We start from the raw sequence: 10815 nt of genomic DNA on the forward strand, positions 1-10815 counted from the left end.
GCTGTCACTTCTTGCCCCAAGTACAGCTTGACCTGCCTGCCATGAATGCGCCCACCGGTTCCACTTCACCGACCCACCTGGCACCTCGCAAGGTGCAGTTCGACTGGTCCGACGTGCCCTTGCACTGGATCCCCGAGCAGCCCTTTGCCAGCCATTTTCTGAGCCAGTTGCACATGATGTTGCCCATTGGCGAGTTCTGGTTCTGCAAGCTGTTCAACCAGGCCTTGCCGCTGGTGCGCGACGAGCGCCTCGCTGAAGATGTCAAGGCGTTCATCCGACAGGAGGCCGTGCATGCACGATCTCATCAGGGTGCGTCGAAACACTATCTGGGCGCGCATGGCATCGAGACACAAAGCTTCATCGACCGCGTGACCTGGTTGTTTCAGGAAGGCCCCTTGTCGGATGAGCCCTATGGTCGGCCGCTGCCCAAGTGGCTGGCGCGGCAATGGCTGATCTTCCGCCTGGGCATCATCGCCAACATCGAGCACACCACCTGCACGGTGGGGCAGTACATCCTGCGCAACCAACGCTGGGATGAGGTCGGGGCCGACACCACCGTGCTGGACATCCTGCGCTGGCATTGCGCCGAAGAGGTTGAACACCGTTGCGTGGCCTTCGATCTGTATCGCCATCTGGGTGGCCACTACGCCACGCGCTGGGTGCACAAGCTGATCTGGATCCCCTGGTTCCTGTACGTGTATGCGCAAGGCGTGGACCACATCGTGCGTCAGGATCCGGCCTTCAAGGGGCGTGGCGCGGGGCCCTTCAGCCTGTCGTTCTGGCGGCAATGGCACTGCGCAGGCAAGGCGGGCTTCCTGCCCGGCATCGGCTGGTTCCTCAAGGAGGAGTTGCGTTACCTGAAACCGCGTTACGAGCCGGTTGACGAGGGTGACACCGCCGAGGCCCTGGCCTACATGGCGCGTTCACAGGGCGTGCGTGCGGGCGCCATGGCGGCGGGGCGGTGGTAATGGGTTGGTGCGCGGAGCAGATCAGATGACCGCAGACAGCGCGCGCCAGGTGTAGGCCAAAGCGACTGCCGTCACCAGCATCACGCTGAAGGCGCCTGCGGCACCGGTGTCATCGACCTCGGCCGGGTTCAAGCGGCTGCGGGCGATTTCACGGTGGATCATGAACACGGGCAGTGCCGCGCTGAAGGCGATCAACAGCGATGCGGGCAGGTACCAGAAATAGCCGCCCATCCTGAGGCGACGGCCCTCGGTCAGCATCCAGCGCCACACGACGGCGAACACGAACATGATGTCGACCGTGATGAAGCGGCTGGCGGCGTTGACCAGCGTGTCCTGCCAGAAGTGCACATTGCCCTGCACGATGCCCAGTGACAGATAGGGCTTGAGTTGTGCGGCCGTGCCGGTCAGCGCGGCCACGGCGATCAGGGCGTAGAAAACGCACAAGGCGGACTGCCTGCTGGTCATGTGTCGGATCCTTGTGTGGATGTGGTTTGGATGGGTGTATCTGCGCTGCTGGTGCCGCCACGCAGTTGCGACGGGGTTTTTCCGGTGGCGCGTTTGAAGGCGCGCGTGAAGGCCGCGGCATCGGCAAAGCCGGCTGCGTGGGCGATCTGCGCGATGGGTTTGTCGGTTTCCAGCAGCAGCACCTCGGCGTATTCGATGCCGACCTCCGTGCGCAATTGCGGCAAGGTTGTGCCTTCGTCTTTCAGGCGTCGGCTCAAGGTGCGAGGCGACATGGCCAGCACTTCGGCCAGGGCGTCAGCGTCCAGCAACTGCTTTTGTCGAACGGCGGTCTGCAGGCGGCGCTTGACTTCTCTGGACGTGGGCTTCATGTCCTGGCGCGCCTGGCTTTGCTGCTCCAGCGTGGCTTTCATCAGCAGGTGCGAAGCGCGGCTGGGGGCAATCAAGGGGATGCTCAGATCCTGCCTGGGCAGCACGAACTTGTTCTGCCGTGCGTTGAACACGAACTTCACGCCAAAGGCCGCTTCGTATTCCGCCGGATCGCCCATGGGGCTGTGCATCAGGTAGACCGTGCCGCCGGATACCGGCCGGGTCAGGAAGGGCATGATCTTCAGCGGGGCCATCACCACGGTTTCGGTGAAGAAGTCGTTGATGGGGCCGAAGTCGTACTTGCGCTCGATGATGACGTGCGTCTCGTCGCCCACATCGTGGCGGCGCATGTCGAAGGCGGGCATCACCAGTGACGAGTACTTGAGCGCCCCTTGCAAGGCCTCGCCGAGGTTGGCCGAGGTGATAGCCAGCATGCCGACCGGGCCGTGCGTGGTCACCGGGAAGTGGGCCATGAAGGTCACCAGCGGCGGCGGGCCGGGTGGGCACTGGGCCAGGAAATGCGCCAGTGCGCGCTGCATCTGCAGGCCATTGATGGTCTGCCAGGGCATGAAGGGGCGGGGCAGGTCGATGCCGCAATAGCGGTACAGCTCCTCCACGTCCTGATGCAGTTCGCGGGCGAGCGCCTCCCCGATCTCCAGGTACTGGATGGGGAAGGTCAGGCTCTTGAGGATGCGGTCTGAACTCACCATGTGCCGATGCTTGTTTAGCGGGCCAGTTTACTGTGCGTGGCTTCACTGAACAGCGCGTACACAAAGGCGCCCATCAGCATCAGCCACTCGCCATAGCTGGCCATGCGGAACACATGGCCTTCCTGAACGAACTGCTCGGCGATGGGTTGCGCGCCGATCATGGGCAGTGCCCAGTAGAAGCTGGGTGTGGCCACCAGGCAGGCCACGACGAACACGCCCCATTCCTTGACCCACACGTGGCGCCGGGTGGCCAGGGCAAAGGTGAGCAGTGCCGACAGGATCAGCGTCACGCAGCCGCCAAACAGGTAGATGGCGCCGCCGGCGATCGTGGCGAAGCTGGGCAGGCCCATCTGTACGCCCCATTGCACCAGTACCGCGCCCACAGCTGCGCCTGCAGCGGCCAGTGCCCAGGCACTCAGGCCCATGTAGCGCGCTGGTGAGGCCTTGGCCACGAAGGTCGTCCACATCAGGTGCGCCCCGGCGATCAGGCCCAGCAAGGTGGCGATCGTGAACAGTTGGCGCGTGGCGGTTTGCGCCACGATCACCTGGTCTTCCAGCTGGATGACGCCAGCGGGGATCCATTGCGCAGCATGCTCGATGTGTTGCAGGCCCGGTTGCAGCCAGTAGTGTTGCACCGTGGTGGCGCCAGCAGCGAACAGCACCAGCGGGCTCAGCATGGCCAGCAGCCGGCCCACGCTGGCGTACAGGCCAAAGGGTTGTGCCACCTTCTGCGCGGAGGCGGCCGAGCGGTCAGCCTGCAGCCAGCGGTTGATGGTGAACAGGCCGTAGCCGATCATCACGGTCAGCGGGACCAGCACGCCGGTGACGGCGTAGTTGCCTTCCAGCTGGCGCATGTCCTGCGGGCCGAACATGCCGAAGGCCAGCCAGCCGTAGCGCTGGATGGGTGCGGTCAGCAGCAGGCCGAAGTTCAGGCACATGAAGGCCTGGTGCTGGGCAATGCGCTTTTGCAGCATCGAGTAGATCGCCATCCACAAGGTCACCGTCACGCCGATGGCCAGTGCCCACAGGCCCACGTAGAAGGTGAGGTGGTCATAGATGTCGACCACGGCCGTGCGCGACAGGTAGATCATCGCGGCGATCATGGCCGATTGGGCTGCCAGGATGTAGAGGCCACCGAAGGCGCGGTGCCACAGCGGGAAGCGCCTGCGAAACGCCGGCCAGAACTGCAGCGCGCCAAACAGCATGCAGACACCACCCAGTGCGTTGTGGATGGACAAGGTGATGCCGTTGAATTTGGGCATCGTGGCGTAGTGGATGGCCGGCTCGCTCAGTCCCTCCTTGCCGAAGCTGTATTGCGGCGAACTGTGCTTGCGCAGAAAGTCAAAGCCGATGCCGCTGTGTTCTGCGGCTGATCCGCTGCTGTCGCCCGCTTCGGCGGCGCTTTGCATGGCGATGCGCTTGGCGGCCACCTCGGCGTTGCCGGCGCCCTTGTAATTCACGATGCCGGTGTCGATGGCCACGATGCCGTACAGCAGCATGGCCAGGGCCAGCACCACGGCGATGGCGCGCACCAGCCAGGCGCCTTTCATGGCTGGGGTGGAGATGGGTTTGTCGGCGGCAAGGCTCATGGTGGTCCTGTCGAGGTGCGGGCAGATGATGGCGTGATGCTAGGGACGGCGTCTTGACCTGATCGGCCAATGGTGTGCCCGACTCGCCATGTTGCGGGCCATGATCCGAGGCGCCAAACGGCTTGACGGGCACAGCATTGGCGTTTCAGGCATGGCCGGCGCTGCTGAAATACAGGCTGGTTTCTTCAGACAGATCAATTTCCAAGGAGCAGGCCATGGCCCGTGAGCAAATGATGGCCGGTGTGCCCGTCTTCATCGAGGGCGAAGGGCCCGACACCATCCTCATGCTGCATGGCTGGCCCGACACCCATCGGCTGTGGGATCGCCAGGTCGCCTTCTTCAGCCAGCGCCACCGGTGCGTCACGATGACCCTGCCGGGCTTTGACAAGATGGCGCTGGAGGGTGGCTACTCGCTGGATCATGTCGTGGCCGTGATCGCGAAGGTGGTGGAGACGGTCAGCCCTCATCAGAAGGTCACGCTGATGCTGCACGACTGGGGCTGTGCCTTTGGTTATCAATTCGCCATGTTGCATCCCGATCGGGTGGCCCGCATCGTGGCCATTGACGTGGGTGATGCCAACTCGCTGGCGTTTCAAAAGTCCCTGTCCATCTTGGCCAAGGGCATGGTGTTCACCTACCAGATCACGCTGGCGCTGGCTTGGCGCATCGGCGGGGCGATCGGCAACGGGATCACGCGCGGCATGGCGCGGGCGCTGCAGGCCAAGGCCGATCCGCGCCACGTGCATGTGGGCATGAACTATCCCTATGCGATGCGCTGGATGAAAGCTTTTGGTGGCCTGGATGCCATGCGCCAGATCGAGCCGACGTGCCCCTTCTTCTACGCCTATGGGCGCAAGAAGCCGTTCATGTTCCATTCCCCGCAATGGCTGAAGCGCCTGGCTGGTCGCGAAGGCAACGAGGTGCGTGGTTTCAACACGGGCCACTGGGTGATGGTGGATGGCGCCGATGAATTCAATGCGGCTGTGGCGGACTGGTTGTCTGCTTCTTCAACTGAAAAGGTGATGTATGGCTGAGGCATGCAGGGTGGCGCAGTTGGCCGAGTGGAGGCGTGCAGCATGAGCCCGCAGCAGCACATCAAACTGGTGGCGGGGCTGCTGGCGGCGTCCATCGCCATGGAGGTCAACCTGCTGGCGGGCATCGAGCACGTGAGTGATGCGGTTTATCACGGGCTGCATGTCGCCTTCATGGCGGCCGTGGTGCTCTCGCAGCTGGCCTTGTACCTGTCGAGCAGGGGCGCATCACCGCATGCGGGCTACGCCTGGTGGATGGCGCTGGGCATGGCGTCCACCGCGGTGGGCGATTACGTCAATGGCGCCATGAGCGGTGTGGAGCCGGTGTCTCTCAAGCTGACCTGGGCGATGTTGCTGTTTGGTGTGGGCTATGTCATCTACGTGCTGATGCTGTGGCGGCACGATCGAGCGATGGCAGCCGCGGGGCTGGGTGCTTCGGGTCCCTGGCGCTATGCCCTGGCCTTGCCTGTGGCGGCGCTCAATCTGTTTGCGTGGATGAAGCACGTGGAGCCCGGCGTGCAGGCTCACCCGCTGTTGTGCAATGGCTCGCTCGTGTTCAACATGACGATCTATGTGGCCATGCCTGTGCTGGCCATGCGCTTTTTCATCAACAGCCAGTGGCAGGTGGGTGGCCTGATGGTGCTGATCGGTGGCTTGCTGATCCCGTACTCGGATCTGATCCTGTTTGGATCGTGGTTGCACAGCGGCGTGGACCCGGCCGTGCCCAGCTTCCAGCTGTATGCCTACAACTGGATCGTGTACTTTGGCGGGCAGGCCTTGATGGCGCTGTTCTCGGCGCTGGTGATTCAGTCCGATTCGCGGGCCGGCGCGCGGTAAGCAGAGGCGGCATCAAGCCGCCTCTTCGCGTCACATCAGCCTGCGAGCTTCTTCTTGAGCAGGTCGTTGACGGTGGCCGGGTTGGCCTTGCCCTTGGTGGCTTTCATGGCCTGGCCTACCAGGGCGTTGAAGGCCTTTTCCTTGCCGGCGCGGAACTCTTCGACCGACTTGGCATTGGCTGCCAGGATGTCGTCGAGGATCTTTTCCAGCTCGCCGGTGTCGCTCATCTGCTTGAGGCCCTTGGCGGCAATCACATCGTCCACACGGGTGAGGTTGTCGACGACCGTTGCCTCGTCGGTGCCTTCTCCGCCCCACAGGGCGTCGAACACCTGCTTGGCGCCGTTGTTGGAGATCGTGCCGTCCGCAATGCGCGAGATCATCGCTGCCAGCAGTTCAGCGCTGATCGGCGATTGCTCGATGGTCTGCTCGGCCGCATTCAAGCGGCGCGACACCTCACCCATCAACCAGTTCGACACCAGTTTGGCCTGGCCGCAAGCCTTGGCCGCCGCTTCAAAGAAGGCGCCAAACGCTTTGGACTGCGTCATCAGCGCCGCGTCGTAAGCCGGCAGGCCGTATTCGCTCTCGAAGCGTGCGGCCATCACGCGAGGCAGCTCGGGCATCTCGCTGCGCACGCGCTCCACCCACTCCGGCGAGATCACCAGCGGGGGCAGGTCGGGGTCAGGGAAGTAGCGGTAGTCATGCGCATCTTCCTTGGTGCGCATGGCGCGTGTCTCGCCCGTGTCGGGGTTGAACAGCACCGTGGCCTGCTGGATGGCGCGGCCGTCTTCGATTTCGTCGATCTGCCAGTTGATCTCGTAGTCAGCCGCCTGCACGATGTGCTTGAAGCTGTTGAGGTTCTTGATCTCGCGGCGGGTGCCCAAAGGTGCACCGGGACGGCGCACCGAGATGTTCACGTCACAGCGGAAGGAGCCTTCCTGCATGTTGCCGTCGCAGATGCCCAGCCACACCACCAGCGTGTGCAGCGCGCGTGCGTATTCGGCCGCCTCGGTGCTGGTGCGGATGTCAGGCTCGGTCACGATCTCGATCAGCGGCGTGCCGGCGCGGTTGAGGTCGATGCCGGAAGACTTCTCGCCGTTGAAGCCGATGAAGTCATCGTGCAGCGATTTGCCGGCGTCTTCTTCGAGGTGGGCGCGCACCAGGCGCACGGTGTGCTCCTTGTCGCCCACGAAGAAGCTGACCGAACCACCTTGCACCACGGGGATCTCGTACTGGCTGATCTGGTAGCCCTTGGGCAGGTCAGGGTAGAAGTAGTTCTTGCGCGCGAAGATCGAGCGCGGGGCGATGTGCGAACCCACCGACAGGCCGAAGGCAATGGCGCGCTCAACCGCACCCCTGTTCATCACGGGCAGGGTGCCGGGCAGGGCCAGGTCCACCGGGCAGGATTGGGTATTGGGCTCGGCGCCGAATTGCGTCGAGGCGCCAGAGAAGATCTTGGATTGCGTTGACAGCTGGACGTGTGTTTCCAGGCCAATGACGACTTCGTAGCCGCGGATCAACAGAGAGCTCATGGGCGTCAGGCGGGGGGGCGCGTAGGTTGATTGTTCAAGGGCCGGTAGGTGGTGGCGAAGTCTTGTCGCCAGCGCGCTACCAGGGCCCGGTTGTCGTGTTGCCAGGGATGGAAGCTGGGCTTGAGGAAGGCAAACCAGTGCGGCGCGGTATGCCACAGGATGCCGTCACGGCCCAGCCAGAAGCGCAATGCGCTGCCCCAGGTCTTGCGTTTGAGGAACTGGCCGTCCTTGCTCAGCATCAGTGCGCTTTGCACGAAGGCGTAATACATGAACTCCAGCGAGATCAGCAGGTACATGGCCACACGGCGCACATAACCACCACCCACGGCACGGTAGGTGTCGAGCGCCACAGCCTTGTGTTCGGACTCTTCAGCGGCATGCCACATCCAGATCTTGCGCATGGTGGGCTCCATGCCTTCGGTCCAGCTGGGGTAGCGCAACAGGCCATCGCCGAGGATGGCCGTGAAGTGCTCGTATGCCACGGTGATCGACAGCTTGGTGCGTGGGTCAAAGAAGGCCGTGTGCTTGATCACGCGGGCCAGCGTGCGCTCGACCCAGGGGTTGTAGCCCTTGGCCACGAGGTGGTCGTTGTACTGCTGATGCAGGTGCCGATGCGTGGCCTCTTGCCCGATGAAGAGCTTGATCTCATCAAACAGTTCGGTGTGGCCTTGCGCCGCCACTTCCTTGGCGAAGTGGCGCACGCTGTCGATGAAGAACTGCTCGCCCACCGGGAACATGAACGACAGGCCGTTGAGCAATTGCGAACGGTAGGCGTCGTTGTTGTTCCAGTAGATCGGAAAGCCCTGACTGATGTCCACGTCGAGGTGGCGCACGGTCATGCCGTCCGAGTGGATGGGCGAAGCAGGGGTGTTCATGACAGGCTCGCGGGTTTGCGCTGGTGCCAGTCGGTGGCTTGCTGGAAGGCGTGCGCCGTGTGCAGCAAACCGGCTTCCTGCCAGTAGTTGCCGATCAGCTGCAAACCCACCGGCAAGCCATGCTCACCAAAGCCGCAAGGCACGCTCATGCCTGGCAGGCCGGCCAGCGAAGCAGGCAGCGTGAAGATGTCGGCCAGGTACTCGGCCACCGGGTCGGTTTGCGAACCAATGGGGCGGGCTACGCTGGGTGAGACGGGGCCGGCGATCACGTCGCACACCTTGAAGGCAGCCTGGAAGTCATCGGCGATCATGCGCCTCAACTTCTGGGCCTGCAAGTAATAGGCATCGTAATAACCGTGCGACAGCACATAGGTGCCGATCATGATGCGGCGCTTGACCTCGGCACCGAAGCCTTCGGCGCGGGTCTTGCGGTACATGTCGTTGAGATCACCATACTTGGCTGCACGGTGGCCGAACTTGACGCCATCGAAGCGGCTCAGGTTGGACGAGGCCTCGGCCGGCGCGATGATGTAGTACACGGGGATGGACAGCTCGGTGCGCGGCAGGCTGATGTCCACCAGCGTGGCGCCCATGGCTTCCAGTTGCGACAGCGCGGCGCGCGTGGCGGCCAGCACATCGGCGCTCACGCCTTCACCGAAGAACTCCTTGGGCACACCCACGCGCAGGCCTTTGAGCGGCTGAGCCGTGGTGGCATCGGCGCGCGGCGTGTTGATCACGGCCATGAAGTCGGGCACGGGCTCCTGCGCGCTGGTGGCATCACGCTGGTCGAAGCCGCTCATGGCTTGCAGCAGCATGGCGCAGTCTTCGGCGGTGCGGGCCATGGGGCCGGCCTGGTCCAGTGACGAGGCAAAGGCGATCATGCCGTAGCGCGAGCAGCGGCCATACGTGGGCTTGATGCCCGTGATGCCGGTGAGTGCCGCAGGTTGGCGGATCGAACCGCCGGTGTCGGTGCCGGTGGCGCCGGCCACCAGGCGTGCAGACACGGCCACAGCCGACGCGCCGGACGAGCCGCCAGGGATGCGGGTCGTGTCCCACGGGTTGCGGGCCACGCCGTAAGCGGAGTTCTCGTTGGCGCCGCCCATGGCGAACTCGTCGCAGTTGAGCTTGCCGACGTTCACCACGCCTGCGGCCTTGAGTTGCGCCACGACGGTCGCGTCAAACGGCGACTGGTAGCCCTTGAGCATCTTGGATGCGGCGGTGGTGGGCAGGCCTTGCGTGACGAAGATGTCCTTGTGCGCAATGGGCACGCCATCGAGCGGGCTCAGGGTCTGGCCGGCCGCACGGCGCGCATCGGATGCGGCGGCAGCAGCCAGGGCGCCCGCAGCATCCACGTGCAGGAAGGCGCCCAGTTCAGTGTGCGCGGCAACGCGGTCCAGCACATGCTGGGTCAGGGCCACGCTGGTGGTCTGGCCGGATGCCAGTTGCTGGCTCTGCTCGGCCAGCGTCAGGTCATGCAATGCGCTCGTCATTCGATCACCTTGGGCACGAGGAACAGGCCGCCATCCTGAGCGGGGGCGTTGGCCATATTGGCCTCGCGGTTGTTGGGCTCGGTGACCGCGTCTTCACGCAGGCGCAGGGTCACATCCTCGATGGCGGACAGGGGGGTGTACAGGGGTTCGACACCGGAGGTATCGACCGCACGCATTTTTTCGACGATGTCGAAGAATTCGTTCAATTGCGTCAGCATCGCACCTTGCTCGTCGCCGCTGAGTTCCAGGCGGGCGAGTTGGGCAATACGGCTGACGTCTGCAGGGGTCAGGGCCATGGCTTCATCCAGGGGTAACAGAGTGGGGCTCGGCGCCGGAAAGGGCGAGGCCTTGGGGTATTATCCTAGGTTATCCACAAGTCACGTTTGTGCCGATTGGCCCGGAACGTGGCGCGGAGAGTTTTTTTAACGCGTAGCCAGGCCGTTTGAGCGGGCTGCGCGCCTTGTTTCAGGGCCTTTTGCCCGCCAGCGTCCCGCCTCGCACCAGCCTGCCCCCGTTAGCCCGGGAGAGCCGGTTTTTGAGTTTGCGCACATTTGTGTCAGGGCGGCAGCGGCGAAAAGGGCCCGGAGCTGGAGCGTCGTCGCATGTATTCAATGTTTCGCAAGTATTTTTCTACCGACCTGGCCATCGACCTGGGCACCGCCAACACGCTGATCTATGTGCGTGACAAGGGCATCGTGCTGGACGAGCCCTCTGTGGTGTCGATCCGCCACGAAGGTGGCCCCAACGGCAAGAAGACCATCCAGGCCGTGGGCGCCGAGGCCAAGGCCATGCTGGGCAAGGTGCCCGGCAACATCGAGGCCATCCGCCCGATGAAGGACGGCGTGATCGCCGACTTCACCGTCACCGAGCAGATGCTCAAGCAGTTCATCAAGATGGTGCACCCGCGCTCGGTCTTGAAGCCCTCGCCCCGCATCATCATCTGCGTGCCCTGCGG

Annotated in this window: 11 protein-coding genes; 4 read left to right on the top strand and 7 right to left on the bottom strand. The window is 63.7% G+C overall.

The window, feature by feature from the left end:
• Positions 1–41: 41 nt before the first annotated feature.
• A complete protein-coding gene (locus VFW93_RS07295; RefSeq protein WP_329693330.1) occupies positions 42–968 on the top strand; it encodes a metal-dependent hydrolase in 927 nt (308 codons plus the stop codon).
• 21 nt (positions 969–989) lie between these two features.
• Here VFW93_RS07295 and VFW93_RS07300 read toward each other — a convergent pair whose 3' ends face one another.
• The 3 genes from VFW93_RS07300 to VFW93_RS07310 are packed head-to-tail and all read right to left on the bottom strand — an operon-like array spanning position 990 to position 4098.
• Entirely contained in the window at positions 990–1433 is a 444-nt protein-coding gene (locus VFW93_RS07300) for a DUF2834 domain-containing protein (protein ID WP_329693331.1), read from the bottom strand.
• Positions 1430–2509: an AraC family transcriptional regulator gene (locus VFW93_RS07305; protein ID WP_329693332.1), complete on the bottom strand. Its 1080-nt coding sequence runs from the start codon at positions 2507–2509 to the stop codon at positions 1430–1432. The genes VFW93_RS07300 and VFW93_RS07305 overlap by 4 nt, the downstream gene beginning before the upstream one ends.
• A gap of 14 nt (positions 2510–2523) precedes the next feature.
• Positions 2524–4098, bottom strand: coding sequence for a DUF2306 domain-containing protein (locus tag VFW93_RS07310; RefSeq protein WP_329693333.1), 1575 nt, complete (start codon positions 4096–4098; stop codon positions 2524–2526).
• Positions 4099–4313: 215 nt separating this feature from the next.
• On the opposite strand from VFW93_RS07310, the gene VFW93_RS07315 reads away from it, so the two are divergent.
• Both VFW93_RS07315 and VFW93_RS07320 read left to right on the top strand, forming a co-directional pair.
• Positions 4314–5132, top strand: a complete 819-nt coding sequence (locus VFW93_RS07315; protein WP_329693334.1) for an alpha/beta hydrolase — start codon at positions 4314–4316, stop codon at positions 5130–5132.
• 42 nt (positions 5133–5174) lie between these two features.
• The gene (locus VFW93_RS07320; protein WP_329693335.1) at positions 5175–5966 is read left to right on the top strand and encodes a hypothetical protein; all 792 of its coding nucleotides are present in this window, start codon (positions 5175–5177) and stop codon (positions 5964–5966) included.
• 35 nt (positions 5967–6001) lie between these two features.
• Here VFW93_RS07320 and gatB read toward each other — a convergent pair whose 3' ends face one another.
• Genes gatB through gatC form a run of 4 tightly spaced genes read right to left on the bottom strand, consistent with a single transcriptional unit; the run spans position 6002 to position 10156 of the window.
• A complete protein-coding gene (gatB, locus tag VFW93_RS07325) occupies positions 6002–7495 on the bottom strand; it encodes an Asp-tRNA(Asn)/Glu-tRNA(Gln) amidotransferase subunit GatB (RefSeq protein ID WP_329693336.1) in 1494 nt (497 codons plus the stop codon).
• A 5-nt stretch (positions 7496–7500) separates the two neighbouring features.
• Positions 7501–8370 carry a metal-dependent hydrolase gene (locus VFW93_RS07330; RefSeq protein ID WP_329693337.1) on the bottom strand — a complete coding sequence of 290 codons (870 nt, stop codon included), beginning with the start codon at positions 8368–8370 and terminating at the stop codon, positions 7501–7503.
• Complete coding sequence (gene gatA, locus VFW93_RS07335; protein ID WP_329693338.1) at positions 8367–9860, bottom strand: Asp-tRNA(Asn)/Glu-tRNA(Gln) amidotransferase subunit GatA; 1494 nt, start codon at positions 9858–9860, stop codon at positions 8367–8369. The genes VFW93_RS07330 and gatA overlap by 4 nt, the downstream gene beginning before the upstream one ends.
• Entirely contained in the window at positions 9857–10156 is a 300-nt protein-coding gene (gatC, locus tag VFW93_RS07340; protein ID WP_290645291.1) for an Asp-tRNA(Asn)/Glu-tRNA(Gln) amidotransferase subunit GatC, read from the bottom strand. Before gatC ends, gatA begins: the two co-directional genes overlap by 4 nt.
• 306 nt (positions 10157–10462) lie before the next feature.
• On the opposite strand from gatC, the gene VFW93_RS07345 reads away from it, so the two are divergent.
• A partial coding sequence (locus VFW93_RS07345; RefSeq protein WP_329693339.1) for a rod shape-determining protein occupies positions 10463–10815 on the top strand: 353 nt, incomplete at its 3' end.

This window comes from Aquabacterium sp. (genome assembly GCF_036279675.1).
GTDB lineage: Bacteria > Pseudomonadota > Gammaproteobacteria > Burkholderiales > Burkholderiaceae_C > Aquabacterium.

Excerpts from the sequence above, each read along its gene's own strand:
- VFW93_RS07295 (WP_329693330.1), top strand. The coding sequence starts at position 42 with ATGAATGCGCCCACCGGTTCCACTTCACCGACCCACCTGGCACCTCGC.
- VFW93_RS07300 (WP_329693331.1), bottom strand. The coding sequence starts at position 1,433 with ATGACCAGCAGGCAGTCCGCCTTGTGCGTTTTCTACGCCCTGATCGCC.
- VFW93_RS07305 (WP_329693332.1), bottom strand. The coding sequence starts at position 2,509 with ATGGTGAGTTCAGACCGCATCCTCAAGAGCCTGACCTTCCCCATCCAG.
- VFW93_RS07310 (WP_329693333.1), bottom strand. The coding sequence starts at position 4,098 with ATGAGCCTTGCCGCCGACAAACCCATCTCCACCCCAGCCATGAAAGGC.
- VFW93_RS07315 (WP_329693334.1), top strand. The coding sequence starts at position 4,314 with ATGGCCCGTGAGCAAATGATGGCCGGTGTGCCCGTCTTCATCGAGGGC.
- VFW93_RS07320 (WP_329693335.1), top strand. The coding sequence starts at position 5,175 with ATGAGCCCGCAGCAGCACATCAAACTGGTGGCGGGGCTGCTGGCGGCG.
- gatB (WP_329693336.1), bottom strand. The coding sequence starts at position 7,495 with ATGAGCTCTCTGTTGATCCGCGGCTACGAAGTCGTCATTGGCCTGGAA.
- VFW93_RS07330 (WP_329693337.1), bottom strand. The coding sequence starts at position 8,370 with ATGAACACCCCTGCTTCGCCCATCCACTCGGACGGCATGACCGTGCGC.
- gatA (WP_329693338.1), bottom strand. The coding sequence starts at position 9,860 with ATGACGAGCGCATTGCATGACCTGACGCTGGCCGAGCAGAGCCAGCAA.
- gatC (WP_290645291.1), bottom strand. The coding sequence starts at position 10,156 with ATGGCCCTGACCCCTGCAGACGTCAGCCGTATTGCCCAACTCGCCCGC.